General features: G+C 65.1%; 18 protein-coding genes. 10 read left to right on the forward strand and 8 right to left on the reverse strand.

Features of this window, described 5'->3' with window-relative positions; translation table 11 throughout:
- Positions 1-95 precede the first annotated feature (95 nt).
- Both ABHF91_RS07370 and ABHF91_RS07375 read left to right on the forward strand, forming a co-directional pair.
- Entirely contained in the window at positions 96-929 is an 834-nt protein-coding gene (locus ABHF91_RS07370; protein ID WP_409422808.1) for a S1 RNA-binding domain-containing protein, read from the forward strand.
- Positions 922-1,251 carry a DUF1289 domain-containing protein gene (locus ABHF91_RS07375; RefSeq protein ID WP_409422809.1) on the forward strand — a complete coding sequence of 110 codons (330 nt, stop codon included), beginning with the start codon at positions 922-924 and terminating at the stop codon, positions 1,249-1,251. The genes ABHF91_RS07370 and ABHF91_RS07375 overlap by 8 nt, the downstream gene beginning before the upstream one ends.
- A gap of 51 nt (positions 1,252-1,302) precedes the next feature.
- On the opposite strand, the gene ABHF91_RS07380 is transcribed toward ABHF91_RS07375, so the two are convergent.
- Complete coding sequence (locus ABHF91_RS07380; protein ID WP_409422810.1) at positions 1,303-1,611, reverse strand: HI1450 family dsDNA-mimic protein; 309 nt, start codon at positions 1,609-1,611, stop codon at positions 1,303-1,305.
- Between the two features lie 68 nt (positions 1,612-1,679).
- Entirely contained in the window at positions 1,680-2,135 is a 456-nt protein-coding gene (locus ABHF91_RS07385; protein WP_409422811.1) for a DUF4124 domain-containing protein, read from the reverse strand.
- A gap of 163 nt (positions 2,136-2,298) precedes the next feature.
- Between ABHF91_RS07385 and dusC the strand changes: the two genes are divergently transcribed.
- The 3 genes from dusC to ABHF91_RS07400 are packed head-to-tail and all read left to right on the forward strand — an operon-like array spanning position 2,299 to position 5,039.
- A complete protein-coding gene (gene dusC, locus ABHF91_RS07390) occupies positions 2,299-3,267 on the forward strand; it encodes a tRNA dihydrouridine(16) synthase DusC (protein ID WP_409422812.1) in 969 nt (322 codons plus the stop codon).
- A gap of 58 nt (positions 3,268-3,325) precedes the next feature.
- Positions 3,326-4,201, forward strand: coding sequence for a carboxylate/amino acid/amine transporter (locus ABHF91_RS07395; protein WP_409422813.1), 876 nt, complete (start codon positions 3,326-3,328; stop codon positions 4,199-4,201).
- A 22-nt stretch (positions 4,202-4,223) separates the two neighbouring features.
- A complete protein-coding gene (locus ABHF91_RS07400; RefSeq protein WP_409422814.1) occupies positions 4,224-5,039 on the forward strand; it encodes a substrate-binding periplasmic protein in 816 nt (271 codons plus the stop codon).
- A 31-nt stretch (positions 5,040-5,070) separates the two neighbouring features.
- Here the strand turns inward: ABHF91_RS07400 and ABHF91_RS07405 are convergent, their stop codons facing one another.
- From ABHF91_RS07405 to ABHF91_RS07430, 6 genes are read right to left on the reverse strand one after another with little or no spacing between them, the layout of a single operon-like run.
- Entirely contained in the window at positions 5,071-5,721 is a 651-nt protein-coding gene (locus ABHF91_RS07405) for an HAD family hydrolase (protein ID WP_409422815.1), read from the reverse strand.
- Positions 5,721-6,710, reverse strand: coding sequence for an ABC transporter ATP-binding protein (locus ABHF91_RS07410; RefSeq protein WP_409422816.1), 990 nt, complete (start codon positions 6,708-6,710; stop codon positions 5,721-5,723). The genes ABHF91_RS07405 and ABHF91_RS07410 overlap by 1 nt, the downstream gene beginning before the upstream one ends.
- Before the next feature lie 9 nt (positions 6,711-6,719).
- Complete coding sequence (locus ABHF91_RS07415; protein WP_409422817.1) at positions 6,720-7,493, reverse strand: ABC transporter permease; 774 nt, start codon at positions 7,491-7,493, stop codon at positions 6,720-6,722.
- Complete coding sequence (locus ABHF91_RS07420) at positions 7,480-8,367, reverse strand: ABC transporter permease (RefSeq protein WP_409422818.1); 888 nt, start codon at positions 8,365-8,367, stop codon at positions 7,480-7,482. The genes ABHF91_RS07415 and ABHF91_RS07420 overlap by 14 nt, the downstream gene beginning before the upstream one ends.
- Positions 8,364-9,191 carry an alkaline phosphatase family protein gene (locus ABHF91_RS07425; RefSeq protein ID WP_409422819.1) on the reverse strand — a complete coding sequence of 276 codons (828 nt, stop codon included), beginning with the start codon at positions 9,189-9,191 and terminating at the stop codon, positions 8,364-8,366. Before ABHF91_RS07425 ends, ABHF91_RS07420 begins: the two co-directional genes overlap by 4 nt.
- A 5-nt stretch (positions 9,192-9,196) precedes the next feature.
- On the reverse strand, positions 9,197-10,243 hold the full coding sequence (locus ABHF91_RS07430) for an ABC transporter substrate-binding protein (protein ID WP_409422820.1): 1,047 nt from the start codon (positions 10,241-10,243) through the stop codon (positions 9,197-9,199).
- A 318-nt stretch (positions 10,244-10,561) separates the two neighbouring features.
- On the opposite strand from ABHF91_RS07430, the gene ABHF91_RS07435 reads away from it, so the two are divergent.
- The 5 genes from ABHF91_RS07435 (at position 10,562) to ABHF91_RS07455 (ending at position 15,154) form a co-directional block, all read left to right on the forward strand.
- Positions 10,562-11,320, forward strand: a complete 759-nt coding sequence (locus ABHF91_RS07435) for a UTRA domain-containing protein (RefSeq protein ID WP_409422821.1) — start codon at positions 10,562-10,564, stop codon at positions 11,318-11,320.
- Between the two features lie 82 nt (positions 11,321-11,402).
- Entirely contained in the window at positions 11,403-13,274 is a 1,872-nt protein-coding gene (locus tag ABHF91_RS07440) for an ABC transporter ATP-binding protein (protein WP_409422822.1), read from the forward strand.
- 111 nt (positions 13,275-13,385) lie between these two features.
- Positions 13,386-13,730: a hypothetical protein gene (locus tag ABHF91_RS07445; RefSeq protein WP_409422823.1), complete on the forward strand. Its 345-nt coding sequence runs from the start codon at positions 13,386-13,388 to the stop codon at positions 13,728-13,730.
- Between the two features lie 211 nt (positions 13,731-13,941).
- Positions 13,942-14,322, forward strand: coding sequence for an Hpt domain-containing protein (locus ABHF91_RS07450; protein ID WP_409422824.1), 381 nt, complete (start codon positions 13,942-13,944; stop codon positions 14,320-14,322).
- 73 nt (positions 14,323-14,395) lie between these two features.
- The gene (locus ABHF91_RS07455) at positions 14,396-15,154 is read left to right on the forward strand and encodes a tRNA-(ms[2]io[6]A)-hydroxylase (protein WP_409422825.1); all 759 of its coding nucleotides are present in this window, start codon (positions 14,396-14,398) and stop codon (positions 15,152-15,154) included.
- Positions 15,155-15,220 lie beyond the last annotated feature (66 nt).

The following is a 15,220-nucleotide window of genomic DNA, read 5'->3' on the forward strand; positions in this document are numbered from 1 at the left end:
TCGGCCCCTTTGCCCGACGGCGTGGACAGGCTACTATGACGCCCCTTTGTGACATCCCTGCTAGAGCGAGTTTCCCCATGGTGCAATTAGGCCAAATGAATCATCTTCCCATCGTCGAGTTGGACGCCAAGGGCGCCTGGCTGGATGTGGGGGACTATGGCGAGCTGTTTCTGCCCCGGCGTCATGTGCCCCAGGAGGCCGAGGTCGGCCAGACCTTGGCGGTCTTCGTCTACTTGAACGGGGATGGCGAGGCCGAGATCAGTGGCGAGGCGCCCCTGGCGCGCCTGGGGGAATTCGCCGCCCTGCGGGTGGTGAGTGCCAGCAAGATAGGCGCCTTTTTGGACTGGGGGTTGAAGAAGGATCTGTTCGTGCCGATCCGCGAGCAGGCCGAGACCATGCAGGTGGGGCGCCATTACCTGGTGCGACTATTCCTGGACGAACAGGGGCGGGTGGCGGCCACCAGTAAGCTGGAGCGCTTCTTGCGCACCGATCTGCCGCCCTACCTGGCCGGGGATAAGGTGCGTCTCATCATAGGGGCCCATACCCCCATGGGCTTCAAGGCCATCGTCGATGAGCACTACACCGGCATGCTGTTTCGCAACGAGGTGTTCACCCGCCTGCCGGTGGGGCGCCGACTGACCGGTTACGTCAAGCAGGTGCGCGAGGATGGCAAGCTGGATCTGAGCTTGCAGGCGCCGGGTGAGACGGGCCGCGAGGTGGTGGGCGACAAGATACTGGCCCGGCTCCGAAAGCAGCAGGGTTTTCTGCCGGTGAGCGACACCAGCGCGCCCGAGCTTATCTCCAACCTGTTTGGCATCAGCAAGGGACAGTTTAAGAAGGCCATCGGCGGCCTGTACAAGCAGGGGCTGATCGTCATCGAAGACGAGGGCATTCGCCTGACCGAGGCCGGTCAAGCGGCGGATGAATAAGCCGATTTCCCCCTGTCGCCAGCAGTGCCAGTTGGTGGGGGATCTCTGCAGGGGCTGCGGTCGCACCCTGCAGGAGATAGCAAATTGGTCCGTGCTGTCCGAGGCGGCGCGGAACAAGGTGATGGACGCCCTGGCGGGGCGGCTGACTACCCACGCCTGTCCCGACTGCGGGGAGCCGAGCTTCTGTGCCATGAAGACCGGCGAACCGGCCGAAGGCTGCTGGTGCATGAGCCTGCCGCCCGGCTCGGGGAACGCGGCCCCGGCGGCCAGGGATCCGTGCCTGTGCCGCCGCTGCCTGGCCCGCCGACGGGCCGGCGCCTGAGGCGAGAAAGGCGAGAAAAAAGAAGGCCGCGATCTGCGGCCTTGGTTGTCTCTACGGCTTGGGTTTCCAGCGGATAGGCCAGGGTTGGGCCCGGCCATCCAGCGGCACCAAGATCTTGGCGTACAGCACGCAAAACTCCTCCTGATGATCCAACAGTCCCACCCAGACCTCCTGCCAGGCATCGGCATCCACCGGCACCCCTAACTCCTGGCTCCAGCTGGCCTCCGGCGGTCCGGATTCGACTGCGCCCCGCTCCTCGAACTCCAGGGTCAGGTCCACCAGATCCTCGGCACTGAGGTGATCGGCGGCCAGTTGCAGGAAATAGTCGTAGGCCTGTTCTATCAGCTGTTCGGCGGTCATGGGATCCCCTGGCAAGAAAAAGTGCTATTAGAGCAGAGCCGCCGGAGTTTGTCCCGGCGGGAACGGCCCTAGGAGCAGGGATAGCGCTGCAAGATGACGCTGCGGCTTTGCTGCCATTGATAACGACGGCTGTGCAGACAGCGTTGAAAGTCTAGCTGTTCGGACTGGTCGCCGCCGGGATAGCGCAGCTGGCACTGCTGTTGGCCCAGTGCCAGCCGATCGCCAGCGCGCTGCAGCTCATAGTGGCGGGCATCCTGCTGCCGGGCGTCACACTGCTGGCCGGCGGCCGGGGCCTGGGTCTGCATCGCCTGGTTCAGCGGATCACCGGCCGGCATCCGCTGGGGTAGCGGGGGTGGGGAGACGGCCAGGTTGACCTTGTCAAACGGGGTCCCCGCCGGCAGGTTCGCGGGCAACATCTGGGCGTAGTGCACCTGTCCCTGGGCATCCCGCCAGCGATACACGTCCACTGCCTGCAGCAGCATGGGCACCAGGGTGCCCAGTAAAATAAACCAGCGTAATGCCAAGATATCCCTGTCTCGGTATGGGGCCTGCTGGCCAGTGTATGGGGTCCCATAGGGGCTTGGTAAGCCCGGTTGCGGCAAAACGGGTCTGATGTCACGCCATGGGGATGCTTTTTCTGCGCAAGGGGCCGTGATAAGTTACGCCGCCTTGTGTCGTGGAGGTGTCATGACTGCATTTACCTGTGATCGTCTGGTGCTGGCGCCCATGGAGGGGGTATTGGATCCCCTGATGCGCGAATTGCTGACGGCCATCAATCCCTACGATCTGTGTGTCACCGAATTTGTCCGGGTGGTGGATGCCCTGCTGCCGGCGCGCACCTACTACAAGCTGGCCCCCGAGCTCAGACATGGAGGCAAGACCCCCAGCGGTACCCCAGTGCGGGTGCAGCTGCTGGGACAGTCCCCCGAATGGATGGCGGAGAATGCCGTGTTGGCCGCTCAGCTGGGCTCCCCGGGTATCGACGTCAACTTTGGTTGCCCGGCTCGCCACGTCAACCAGTCCAAGGGCGGGGCCTCCCTGCTCAAGGAGCCAGAGCTTATCTACCGCATCCTGAAGGCCATGCGCCAGGCCCTGCCGGCCGAGGTGCCCCTGTCCGCCAAGATCCGTCTGGGCTGGGCCAGCGCCTGCGAGTGCGAGGAGATCGCCGATGCGGTGGTGCAGGGGGGGGCCGACGAGCTGGCCATTCATGGCCGCACCAAGCAGGATGGCTATCGCAGCGAGGCGATCAACTGGGCGCGGATTGGCGAGATCCGTGCTCGCCTGCCCATTCCCGTGACCGCCAACGGCGAGATCTGGAGCCGGGAGCATGCCCAGCGCTGTCAGGCGCTGACGGGGTGTACCTCCCTCATGGTGGGGCGGGGTGCCCTGAACGTGCCCAACCTGGGGGCCGTGATCCGGCAGCAGGCGGCGCCTTTGCCCTGGTCCCAGGTGTTGGCGTTGATGCACGATTACGCCGGGCGCGAGGTCAAGGGCGACAAGGGACGCTATTTCCCCAACCGCATCAAGCAGTGGTTGAGCTACCTGCGGGAGGCCTATCCCGAGGCCCAGACCTTGTTTGGCCAGATCCGCCGGCTGCAGACGGCGCCGGACATATTGTTGGCCCTGGCCGCCTGTCGGGCCCAGCCCGCGGCCTGATGGTGTCAGCGCCACACTGGGTGTATGCTGTCGCCATTTTAACCGGTTGGAAAGCTTGATGATTTATCTGACCATTACCACCCTGGTCTGGGCCTTCTCCTTCAGCCTGATCGGCGTCTACCTGTCGGGCCAGGTGGATCCCTATTTTGCCGTCCTGACCCGCATCCTGCTGGCGACCCTGGTGTTCGCCCCCCTGTTGCGCCCGCGCCACCTGACCCTCCGGCTGGCGGGGCAGCTGATGGCCATCGGCGCCATTCAGCTGGGTGTCATGTATGTCTTCTACTATCACGCCTTCTTGTTGCTGACGGTGCCGGAGGTGTTGATCTTCACTATCTTTACCCCCGTTTACATCACACTGTTTCACGATCTGCTGGCCGGCCGTTTCAACCCAGGCTATCTGGTCTCCGCACTGCTAGCGGTGCTGGGGGCGGCCATCATCCGTTACGACGGGTTGAGCGAGCAGTACCTGGTGGGCTTCTTGGTGGTGCAGGGGGCGAATCTCTGCTTTGCCGTGGGCCAGGTGGCCTACAAGTGGCTGCTGGCCCGCCAACCCAGACCCGTGCCCCAGCACAGCGTGTTTGCCTGCTTCTTCCTGGGGGCCCTGCTGGTGGCCTTGCCGGCCTGGTGGTGGCTGGGGGGGAGCCGCTATCCGTCGACGCCGCTGCACTGGGGCATACTGCTGTGGCTGGGCCTGGTGGCCTCGGGGCTGGGCTACTACTGGTGGAACAAGGGCGCCACACTGGTCAACCCAGGCGCCCTGGCGGTGATGAATAATGCGTTGATCCCGGCGGGTCTGGTGGTCAATTTGCTGCTCTGGGGCAAGGCGGCGGATGTGCCGCGCCTGTTGCTGGGGGCACTGCTGATGAGCCTGGCCCTGTGGCTGAATGAACGTTGGCATGCCCGACGGCGCCAGACGGTGCCAGGCTGTGCCTGATAAAGACAAGGAGTCATCCAACATGAAATCTGCATGCCGCCGGCCCGACGCCGGCCAGTTCTTTGCCCGAGTCGCCCAGTTGCTGGGGGCCGGGTTATTGCTGCTCGGTGGGGCGGCCGCGGCCTGCGAACGGCCCCTGTCGGTGGGCTATGACCAGTGGCCACCCTACCACTACCGCCAGGCCGACGGCCAGATGGCCGGCTTTGCCATCGAGGTGCTCGAGGGGGTGGCCAAGCGCATGGGCTGTGCGCTGCAATACAAGGAGCGGCCCTGGCGGCGGGTGCTGCTGGAGGTGGAGGCGGGCACCACGGATGTGGCCATGGAGGCGTACTACAACGACGAGCGGGCCCGGATCGCCTCCTTCTCCGAGCCCTACAATCCCAGCTCGGCCCACCTGTGGGTGCGTCAGGGTAGCCAGTTGCCGCAGTCGGATCTCAAGTTACTCGTCGAGAGCGGTTTTCGCCTGGGGGTGACCAAGTCCTTCTTCTATGGGCCCCAGATGCAGGGGCTGCGCCACCATGCCAACGTGGAGGAGGTGGAGGATGAACAGCAGAACTACGCCAAGCTGCTAAAGGGCCGGCTGGACGGCTTCCTGGGGGATACCCTGGCCACCCGCTGGGCCATCGATCACCAAGGCCTGGCCAATCAGATCCAGCGGGCGGATCTGGTGGTCTATCAGGCACCGGCGGCCTTCATGCTGAGCAAGAAGAGCGTGTCGCCGGCCCAGGTCAGCGCCTTCAACCAGGCCCTGCTGGCCATGAAACAGGATGGCAGCTACCAGGCCATTTTGGATCGGTATATGGGGACCATGGCGGCGTTGCGGGCGCCTAAGTCCTAGGGCGGGGGCCTGTCGCTGCCCCCGCGCAGCCCTAGCGGCGCCACAACAGGGACTCCCAGCCCCGGGCCAGCGCCAGCTTGGCCAGCCGCTCCCCCGGATTGACCACGTGGGCGAACTCCACCAGCTCCAGCAGGGGCAGGTCGTTGATGGAGTCGCTGTAACCGTGGCTGTCCAGCAGATCCAGCTCTTCCCCCAACCATTGCCGCAACCGCGTCACCTTGCCCCCTTGATAGGTCAGCACCCCCTGGGTGCGGCCCGTGTAGCGATCCGCCACCTGCTCCAGCTCGATGGCCAGCACCTCGCTGACCCCCAGATGGCGGGCCACCGGCCGGACTATGTGTTCGCCGCTGGCCGAGATGATGATGATGCGATCGCCCCGGGCGCGATAGTGCTGCAGCAGCGCCTGGGCCTCGGGGTAGAGGCGCGGCACTATGCGCTCCTGGAGGCAGAGTGCCACCTCGGCGGCCACTTCCGTCAGGCTGCGCTCCGCCAGGGGGCTGAGGGTGAAGGCCATGTACTCTTCCATGGCCAGGGTGCCGGCATAGTAGCGGGCCATCAGGGCCTGCTCCTGGCGGGCCATGGCCGCGTCGGCCCAGCCCCGGTCCACCATGTGCTCAAACCAGAGGCTGGCGGTGTCGCCGTCCAGCAAGGTGTCATCCAGATCGAAGAGCGCCAGCGCCATCAGGCCACCTCCCGGAACTGATCGGTCTGAAACTGTAGCGCCACCGGGGTGCCAGGCTCCAGCAGCCCCTGCACCCCCTGATTGAGGGTGTCCACGTCCAGCCGCTGATCCTGCCACTGCACCTGGTAGCGCACCACGTTGCCCAGCAGCTGGTGGCCCAGCACCCGGGCCGGGCCCTGGGCCTGGGGCTGCAGCTGGATGCACTCGGGACGGATGGCCAGGCAGCCTGGCCCCTGATGCCCCAGCAGGCGCTGGGCGGCCTCGGCCTCCAGCAGGTTGTAGTGGCCGATGAAGCGGGCGGCAAAGCGGTTCACCGGGCGGGCGTAGATCTCTTCGGCGGTGCCGGTCTGCACTATCTGGCCGTCCTGCATCAGCACGATGCGATCGGAGAGCAGCAGAGCCTCCTCCTGATCGTGGGTGACGAAGACGGTGGTGACCCCCAGCTTGTGCACCAGATCGCGGATCTGGCTGCGCAGGTGGCGGCGAATGCGCGCATCCAGGGCCGAGAGGGGCTCATCTAGTAGCAGGAGGCGTGGTTTGACCACCAGGGCCCGGGCCAGGGCCACCCGTTGCTGCTGACCGCCGGACAGTTCGCCGGGCATGGCATCGGCCTTGTCGGCCAACTCCACCCGCTCCAGCATCTGCATCACCCGCTCGCGGCGCTCCGGCTCCGGTACCCCCTGCATCTTGAGGCCGAAGGCCACGTTGCCCGCCACCGACATGTTGGGGAACAGGGCGTAGTGCTGGAACACCATGCCGATCTGGCGCTGTTGCGGCACCCTGTGGGTGATCTCCTCGCCGGCCATCAGGATCTGGCCGCCGTCTATGGGGGTCAGGCCCGCCAGGGCGCGCAGCAGTGTGCTCTTGCCACAGCCGCTGGGGCCCAGCAGGGTGACCAGTTCCCCTTCCTGAAGGCTGAGATTGAGGTTACTGAACAGGGGGCGGTCGGGGAGCTGTTTACACAGGCCACGCAGGGTAACAAAGCTCATGGCGGCTCCTTAGCGATTGAAGCGACTGGCCAGCCAGGTCAGCAGCAAGGTGATGAGGAAGTAGCTGATCACCAGGGCACTGGTGTAGTGACCGCTGGTGGCGCGCATGGTGTACAGGTAGATCTGCAGGGTCTCGAAGCGGGTGCCCACCAGCAGGTTGGCGAACACGAATTCCCCCATCAGAAACGAGAAGCTCAGGAACAACGCCGAGAACAGGCTCTTGCGCAGGGACGGCAGTATCACCAGCCAAAAGGCTTTGGGTGCCGAGGCCCCCAGCAGCTGGGCGGCGGCCATCAGATCCTGCAGCGCCAGCCGGGAGAGGCGGTTGGCCAGGGCGCGGTAGAGCAGCGGCAGCGCCAGACTGAAATAGCAGCCCAGCAGGATCCAGGGGGTGCCCACCAGGAGCAGGGCCCCTCCTGCATACAGGCTGAGCAGGCCAACGCTGGCCACCACCGGCGGCATGGCAAAGGGCAGCAGGATCAGCAGCCCCATGGGTTTGTCCAGCTGCGGATAACGGTAGAAGATGACGAAGGCCGCCGGCACCACCACCAGATAGGTGAGCAGCAGACTGCCTCCACAAACCAGCAGGGAACGCCCCAACGCCGCCAAAAAGCGCGGCTCGCCCCACAGCTGCAGATACCAGTTCAGGGAAAAGCCCTCGGGCAGTATGGTGGCGCCCCAGCGGCTGGACAGGGAGTAGAGCAGGGTGGCGAAGATAGGCAGCAGCAGCAGCCCCATCAGGCCCCCCAGCACCGCCTTGGGCCAGTGTCTAGCGATTGGCATAGTGGAATCTCCCCATCAGCAGCTGGTTGCCCCAGCAGATGAGCGCCAGGATCAGCAGCAGCAGGACGCACAGGGCGGCGGCCAGCTCAGGATCCGGGAAGAGATCGCCGGAGACCAGGCTGGCGATACGGATGGTCAGCAGGTTGATGTTGCCCAGGGTCAGGGCATAGGCGCTGGCGTAGGCTCCCATGGCGTTGGCAAACAAGAGGATGAAGGTACCCAGCAGGGCCGGGGCCAGGATCGGCAGCGTGATGTGCCGCAAGATCTGCCAGGGGCTGGCCCCCAAGAGTGCCGCAGCCTCTTGCCACTGGGGCTGCAGGTTGTCGAAGGCCGGGTAGAGCAGCAGCAGGGCCAGCGGCAGCTGAAAGTAGATGTACAGCAGGAGCAGGCCATTCATGGAGTAGAGATCAAACAACTCAATGCCCCACCACTGGCGCGCCATCAGGGTGATGGCGCCGTTGGTGCCCAGGATGACGATGAAGGCAAAGGCCAGGGGCACGCCGGCCATGTTGCTGCTCATGTTGGTGAAGGCGATGACGGCATCGCGCCAGCGGCCCGGCACCCGGGTGAGGGCCGCAGCCCCCACGCCGGCGATGAGCAGGCCCGCCAGGCTGGAGCAGCCGGAGAGCCACAGGCTCTTGCCGAAGGCCTGCCGGTAGAAGGGCGAGTCCAGGATGGACGCAAAGCGCGACAGGGTAAAGCCGTCCGGGCTCCAGACGGCGTGCCACACCACCCAGCCCAGGGGGGCCAGGCAGAAGAGGCCCAGCAACAGCAGCAGGGGCAGCAGCCACAGCAGGGCCGCGGGACGGCCGGGTGCCCGCCCTGGCCTGGGAGCGTCCCAGGTGGTGGTGCGGCTCAGGATGAGACTGGTCATGCGGGTCTCCAGTGGGGGTTCAGCAGCGCCGGGCAGGCCGGCAGGCCGTGTTCCAGACCCAGCAGGTCGGCCAAGGTGCCGGCCAGCTCCCGCTGGCGGGGCGGCGCACTTGGGCTGTGGTTGAAGGCCTCGCCCAGCAGGAACAGCGGCACCTCCCGCTCGCAGGCCAGGCTGCCGCCGTGGGTGCGATCGTCGTTCATGCCGTGATCGCTGGTGATCAGGATCTGATAGCCAGCGGCGCGCCAGTCGGGCAGAAACTCGCTCAGCAGAATATCGAAGCGCCGGGCGGCGTTGCGGTACTGGGGGCTGGAGAGGCCGAACTGGTGGCCGGCGTCGTCCACGTTCATGGGGTGGATGAACAAGAGATCCGGCTGATGGCGGCGCAGCAGATCGTCGGCATCGATCAGCAGGTGATCATCGGGGTAATGGTCCTGGTGATAGAAGCGGCCGTACTGGATGGGCAGGCTGGGATCCTGGGTGAAGCGATCCCGCCGGGCGTCATAGGGGCTGCGATTATACAGTTCGCTGATCCAGTGGTAGGCGGCGGCGGCTGTGACAAGACCGGCCTGCTGCGCCAGGCCGAACAGGCTGGGGCCATGGGACAGGCGGGTGACGCCGTTGTGGCGAATGCCGCTTTGTACCGGCGTCTGCCCGGTGAGCAGGGTTTCATAAAGCGGACGGGAGAGGGAGGGCAATTCGCTCTGCAGTGGGTGCAGGCTGGCTTCTCCGGACTCACACAAGGCCAGCAGGTAGCCCATGCTGTGCTGGGCTACCTGATAGGCCAGGCCGTCGATAAGCAGATAGATGACCTTGGCGTGTGTCATGGCGGTTACGGCTGATAGATCATGACGTTTTCCTGCCACAGACGGGGCAGGGCCTTGCCCGCTTCACTCCAGGCATCGAAGTCGCTCACCGGCTTGGCGGCGGCGTATTGCTCCGCCGGCAGCATCTTGGCCTTGACGTCCTCCGGCAACACCACATCGCTGCGGATGGGGCGGGCGTAGCCGCGGGCCAGGTTGATCTGACCGGCGTCGCTCAGGATATATTCCCGGGCCAGCTTGGCGGCGTTGGGATGCTTGGCGTACTTGTTGATGATGGTGGTGTAGCCGGAGATCACGGAGCCATCGGAGGGGATCACCACCAGGAAGCGGCTGGGATCTATCTTGTCCCGGTAGTTCAAGGCATTGAAGTCCCACAACACGGCGACGGCTACCTCACCCTTCTCCAGGTTGGCCAGGGAGGGGTCGGTGAGGGAGAGGCGGCCCTGCTTGGCCAGATCGGCAAACAGGTCGAAGGCGGGTTTGAGGTTCTTCTCGTTGCCACCACCGGCGATGGCGGCGGCCAGCACGCCGTTATTGGCCTGGGAGGCGACCCCCACGTTGCCGACGGTCACCTTGTACTTGCCGGTGCGCAGATCGGCCCAGCTCTTGGGCGGGTTGGGCACCAGATCCTTGTTGATCATGAAGGCGATGGTGCCGGTATAGGCCAGCATCCAGTTGCCGTCCTGATCCTTGGCCCAGGCGGGAATGGCCTCCCAATGGGTGGGCTTGTAGGGCTGGGCCAGCCCTTTTTGCACCGCCAATGGGCCGAAGGCATGGCCTACATCGCCGATATCGGCGCTGGCGTCACTGGCCTCGGCGGCAAACTTGGCCAGCTCCTCGGCGGAGCTCATGTCGGTGTCCATGTGGGCCAGACCAAACTGGCTGTGCAGATCCTGCCAGGTGTCTTTCCAGTTCGCCCAGCTGTCGGGCATGCCGACGCTGTTGACCGCGCCCTCGGCCTGGGCGGCCTTGAGCAGATCCGCCGGCACAGTGGCCTGGCTGGCGAGGGGGAGGGCGAGGGCGCCCAGGACGAGACAGAGGGATAGCGCTTTCATGGTGTAACTCCTTCTGGACTAGGTCAGATTGGCTTGTTGCTGCTGTTTTGTATTATTCGCAGCCACTTGTGACACCTGGGTGACAGTTTCTTGAAGGTTAACGGCGTGAGTTAGCGCAAACAATAGCCAGCAAGCAATTCGCACGAATCATCTTTCTGGACTAGTCCAGATGGCGGATTGCCCGTGATATGCCCCCCTCTGGCAGCGCGCCATGACACCAAAACGCCATAGAAGCAGGTTATTGTCAGGGCGGCGCCGGGAGGATTTGGCTCCGGTTATGCTATCTTTGGCCGCCGTAACCATGTCAGAGGGGATGTCATGAGCCAGTGGACGAGTCCAGATGAGCGTCAGCCCACCCAGGTGGCCCAGATCCGCCAATCCTTGCAGGAGCAGATCCGCGCCGGCCTGTTGCGGCCCGGCATGCGCCTGCCGTCGGAGCGGGCCCTGAGCGAACGGTTCGCCACCACCCGCATCACCTTGAAAGAGGCCCTGGCGGTGCTGGAGACCGAGGGGCAGATCTACCGTGAGGAGCGGCGCGGCTGGTTCGTGGCGCCGCCCCGCCTCATCTACGATCCCCGCACCAAGAGTCACTTCCAGGCCATGGTGGAGAGCCAGGGGCGGGCTGCCACCACCCGAGTGCTGCAGGCCGGCCCCGTGGTGGCCAATGCCGAGCTGTGCCAGCGCATGGGACTGGCGCCTTTGAGCCCCTTGCTCAAGATCTGCCGGGTGCGCTCCCTGGACTCGCGGGATGTCTTGTACGTGGAACACTACCTGCTGCCGGAACGCTTTCCCGGCCTGCTGGAGACGGATCTCACCTGCTCCCTGACGCGCTTGTATGCCGAGCGTTACGGCATCGGCTATGGCCAGTCCACCTTCGATATCCTACCGACGGCCGCCCACGGCGCCGTGGCCCGCGCCCTGGGGCTGCCCCAGGGTGCACCCCTGCTGCAGATCTGCCGGCTCAATTGGGATGAGCGGGGCCGGCTCATCGATTGCGACATGGAGTACTGGCGCCAGGATGCCGTTGTCATACGCATTCAGAGCGATCCCCTGCCACAGGACAGCGCTTTATCCTAATCTTTATGGCTGCTAACCTACCGGATCCTGCCGCCGGCCTTTAACCCATGACAGCGGTCTTAGCACCATTTCGAGGTATCTCATGTTTCGCTTTTTCGAGGGGCTGACCCGGCCCTTCCCCGACGAGGAGCCCAGCCAGCCTCCCGCGGGCCTGTACCGTTTTTGTCGTCACTACACCCGGGGCATGGAGCCCTACCTGCTGCTCATGTCCCTGCTCAGCGCCCTGATCGCCGTGGGGGAGGTGGTGTTGTTTGGCTTCCTGGGGCGCCTGGTGGACTGGCTGGCCACCCAGCAGCCCGGCACCCTGCTGGACAGCGGCGGTGAGCGCCTGCTGTGGATGGGGGCCCTGCTGCTCATCGGCCTGCCGCTCCTGGTGCTGCTGCATTCGCTCTTGATGCACCAGAGCCTGCTGGGTAACTACCCCATGGCCATCCGTTGGCAGGCCCACCGCTATCTGCTGAAGCAGAGTCTGTCGTTTTACAGCAACGACTTCGCCGGCCGGGTGGCCACCAAGGTGATGCAGACCGCGCTGGCGGTGCGGGAAACCGTGATGAAGCTGCTGGATGTCATGGTCTACGTGCTGGTCTATTTCGGCGCCATGCTGGTGATGGTGGGGGAGGCGGATTGGCGCCTGATGCTGCCCATGCTGGCCTGGCTGCTGGGCTACCTGGTGCTGCAGTGGTACTTCGTGCCGCGTTTGAAGCGGGTGGCTAGCGCCCAGGCCGAGGCCCGCTCCCTGATGACAGGGCGGGTGGTGGACAGCTACACCAACATCCAGACCGTCAAGCTCTTCTCCCACACCCGGCGGGAGGCCGACTATGCCCGGGAGGGCATGGGCGAATTCATGGACACGGTCAATCACCAGATGCGGCTGGCCACCGGGGTCAGCGTCGGCGTGCAACTGCTCAATTACCTCTTGGCCTTTGCGGTGGCGGCCACCGCCATCTGGCTGTGGAGCCAGTCGGCCATCAGCATAGGCGCCATCGCCATCGCCATCAGCCTGGCGCTGCGGCTAAACGGCATGTCCCAGTGGATCATGTGGGAGCTGAGCGCCCTGTTCGAGAATATCGGTACCGTGGCCGACGGTAGCCAGACCCTGGCCAAACCCCTGGAGGTGGTGGATGCGCCCAAGGCGCCGGCGCTGCGGGTGAGCAGTGGCGAGGTGCGCTTCGAGCAGGTGAGCTTCCATTACGGCAAGGGCGCCGGGGTGCTGGATAAGCTGGATCTCACCATCAAAGCGGGGGAGCGGATCGGCATCGTCGGCCGTTCCGGCGCCGGCAAGTCCACCCTGGTGAACCTGCTGCTGCGTTTCTATGACGTGGAGGCGGGCCGCATCCTCATCGATGGCCAGGATATCCGCCAGGTGACTCAGGAGAGCCTGCGGGCCCACATCGGCATGGTGACCCAGGACACGGCCCTGCTGCACCGCACCGTACGGGAGAACATACTCTACGGTGCCCCGGAGGCCAGCGAGGCGGATCTGCTGCGGGCCGCGGGCCAGGCCGAGGCCCTGGACTTTATTGCGACGCTCTCTGACCCCTATGGCAATCAAGGCTTTGATGCCCAGGTGGGCGAGCGGGGGGTCAAGCTCTCCGGCGGTCAGCGCCAGCGCATCGCCCTGGCCCGGGTGCTGCTCAAGAACGCTCCCCTGCTCATTCTGGATGAGGCCACCTCGGCCCTGGACTCGGAGGTGGAGGCGGCTATTCAGGCCAGCCTGGATCGCCTGATGGCGGGCAAGACGGTCATCGCCATCGCCCACCGTCTCTCCACCATAGCAGCGCTGGATCGCCTGGTGGTGATGGACAAGGGACGGATCGTCGAGCAGGGCACCCATGGTGAGCTGCTGGCGCTGGGCGGTATCTATGCCCAGCTATGGGCCCATCAGACCGGCGGTTTCCTGGGAGTGGAGGCGGAGGTCAATGCCGATCAATCAGAGCCGTGTGAGGACAGCTGACCCGGCTAGCAAGCCTGGGTAAAAGTGGGTAAAACCCCTGCCGGACGGTGTGGACCACTCTTAAAATGACCTCGTCGTAAAGGAATAACCTAACCAAGCACGAGGTTTATCATGTCAAGTACGTTTCGCGTCGTCCTGACGGCCCTGGTTGCCCTGCTGGGCAGCAACGCCGCCCTGGCGTCCACCAAGATGCCGGACCATGGTCATCCGCCTGGACCGCCCCAAGAGGCGATCACCGCCTGTAACGGCCTGGGTGAAGGGGATGTCTGCACCGTGCAGATGCCACAGGGCGAGACCTTGGATGGGGTCTGCACCCTGTTCAAGGCGCCGCCCGCGGCCAGTGGTGCCAGCAGCACAGATACCAGCGCCCAGCTGGGCTGCCGGCCGAACAACATGCCGGAGCCGCCCCAAGGTGGCAAGCCACCGCGGCCGGACGAGGAAGAGTCAGATCAGTAACCCTGGCCTGATGACCTGACGGTCAGCCTAAAAAAGGGATGCATATGCATCCCTTTTTTTGTTTTGCATTTTGCAAACTGCGACGCCATAAATCAGACCCGTTTGGCATTTTGCCTGGGGACGACGCAGATTGGCTGCCAATGAGCCCGGTCTGAGGGCCAAAAAGCAGGCGCATTTTTTGCAGTGCAGGGGCTTCGACGAGGAGAATATCGTGAACGGCCACACTGCAAGCCCGGCAGGTTACCTGCTGGACCAAGCCTATTTTCAGCGCCTGCTGACGGAGCTGGACAAGTCGGCCGCCTGCCGGCTGGTGACCACCTTCAGCGAGGAAACCCAGCGGCGGCTGACCCTGCTGAGCTGGCTGCTCAGCCAGCAGGACTGGTTTCAGGCCAGTCTGCAGGCCCATGCCTTGAAGAGCACGGCGGCCAGCCTGGGTGCCTTGGGGCTGCAGCGCTATGCCGCCAAGCTGGAGCAGGCCTGCCTGGCCCAGTCCGCCAGCTGCGCCTGGGGGTACAGCCGCCTGCTGGAGCCCCTGGCAGGCCGCACCCTGCGCCGGCTCAGCAGCCTGGTGCCCCAGCGCGCCCCGGCCTAGGGCGGTTCCAACGCCTTGGCAGGGATGCCTGACTCCCTTAGACTCGGATCCCCCGTCATGCCGAGTGATCCCCATGCCCCTCGACGACTATGCCGACCTGCTGGCACCCATTCACGCCTTCTTGCACTGCCCGACCCCCACCGCCTGGGTGACGGCGGCGGTGCAGGAGCCCGCCCTGCTGCTGCAGGATCATGCCAACTGTGAACTCAAGGCGGCCCTGACCGCCCACAGCCTGATCCGCCGCTACTGTCTGCCCCGTGAACACCGGCAGCGGCTTCCGGCCCTGAGCTTCTACGCTGGCCTGGAGGCGCTACCGGATAAGGATGAGGTGCTGGGGCGCCGGCTCACCACGGAGGATGAGCGGCGGGTGTTTGATCTGCTGACCCCGGGGCCCCTGCTGAGCAAGCTGGTGCGGCTCATTCAAGAGGAGCTGCACCATTATGCCCAGGTGCGGGGGCTGATGGCGGCGCGGGGCATTGCCGAGCAAACCCTGCCGGCGGGGCGTTATGCCAAGGGGCTGCTGGCGGTGGTGCGCACCCATGAGCCGGCGTGCCTGGTGGACCGCCTCATCGTCGGCGCCTATATCGAGGCGCGCTCCTGCGAGCGTTTCGCCTGCCTGGTGCCCCAGGTGGACGAGGTGCTGGGGCGGTTTTACCTGTCACTGCTGCGCTCCGAGGCCCGCCACTATCAGGATTATCTGAGCCTGGCCCAGTCACTGAGTCCCGTCTCCATCGCCCCCAGGGTGGCGCTGTTCGGTGCCCTGGAGGCGGAACTCATCACCACGCCGGATCCGCTGTTGCGCTTTCACAGTGGCGTGCCTGAGGCGGCGTGAGGGGCCGTCAGGCTAGTCGGTGGCCTCGCTGCGCTAGTCTGTGGTCTCGCTGCGCTATTCTGCGGC

The sequence above is a fragment of the Pseudaeromonas aegiceratis genome (assembly GCF_046254905.1).
In the GTDB taxonomy this organism is placed as follows: domain Bacteria; phylum Pseudomonadota; class Gammaproteobacteria; order Enterobacterales; family Aeromonadaceae; genus Pseudaeromonas; species Pseudaeromonas aegiceratis.

Excerpts from the sequence above, each read along its gene's own strand:
- ABHF91_RS07370 (WP_409422808.1), top strand. The coding sequence starts at position 96 with ATGAATCATCTTCCCATCGTCGAGTTGGACGCCAAGGGCGCCTGGCTG.
- ABHF91_RS07375 (WP_409422809.1), top strand. The coding sequence starts at position 922 with ATGAATAAGCCGATTTCCCCCTGTCGCCAGCAGTGCCAGTTGGTGGGG.
- ABHF91_RS07380 (WP_409422810.1), bottom strand. The coding sequence starts at position 1,611 with ATGACCGCCGAACAGCTGATAGAACAGGCCTACGACTATTTCCTGCAA.
- dusC (WP_409422812.1), top strand. The coding sequence starts at position 2,299 with ATGACTGCATTTACCTGTGATCGTCTGGTGCTGGCGCCCATGGAGGGG.
- ABHF91_RS07395 (WP_409422813.1), top strand. The coding sequence starts at position 3,326 with ATGATTTATCTGACCATTACCACCCTGGTCTGGGCCTTCTCCTTCAGC.
- ABHF91_RS07400 (WP_409422814.1), top strand. The coding sequence starts at position 4,224 with ATGAAATCTGCATGCCGCCGGCCCGACGCCGGCCAGTTCTTTGCCCGA.
- ABHF91_RS07405 (WP_409422815.1), bottom strand. The coding sequence starts at position 5,721 with ATGGCGCTGGCGCTCTTCGATCTGGATGACACCTTGCTGGACGGCGAC.
- ABHF91_RS07410 (WP_409422816.1), bottom strand. The coding sequence starts at position 6,710 with ATGAGCTTTGTTACCCTGCGTGGCCTGTGTAAACAGCTCCCCGACCGC.
- ABHF91_RS07415 (WP_409422817.1), bottom strand. The coding sequence starts at position 7,493 with ATGCCAATCGCTAGACACTGGCCCAAGGCGGTGCTGGGGGGCCTGATG.
- ABHF91_RS07420 (WP_409422818.1), bottom strand. The coding sequence starts at position 8,367 with ATGACCAGTCTCATCCTGAGCCGCACCACCACCTGGGACGCTCCCAGG.
- ABHF91_RS07425 (WP_409422819.1), bottom strand. The coding sequence starts at position 9,191 with ATGACACACGCCAAGGTCATCTATCTGCTTATCGACGGCCTGGCCTAT.
- ABHF91_RS07430 (WP_409422820.1), bottom strand. The coding sequence starts at position 10,243 with ATGAAAGCGCTATCCCTCTGTCTCGTCCTGGGCGCCCTCGCCCTCCCC.
- ABHF91_RS07435 (WP_409422821.1), top strand. The coding sequence starts at position 10,562 with ATGAGCCAGTGGACGAGTCCAGATGAGCGTCAGCCCACCCAGGTGGCC.
- ABHF91_RS07440 (WP_409422822.1), top strand. The coding sequence starts at position 11,403 with ATGTTTCGCTTTTTCGAGGGGCTGACCCGGCCCTTCCCCGACGAGGAG.
- ABHF91_RS07445 (WP_409422823.1), top strand. The coding sequence starts at position 13,386 with ATGTCAAGTACGTTTCGCGTCGTCCTGACGGCCCTGGTTGCCCTGCTG.
- ABHF91_RS07455 (WP_409422825.1), top strand. The coding sequence starts at position 14,396 with ATGCCCCTCGACGACTATGCCGACCTGCTGGCACCCATTCACGCCTTC.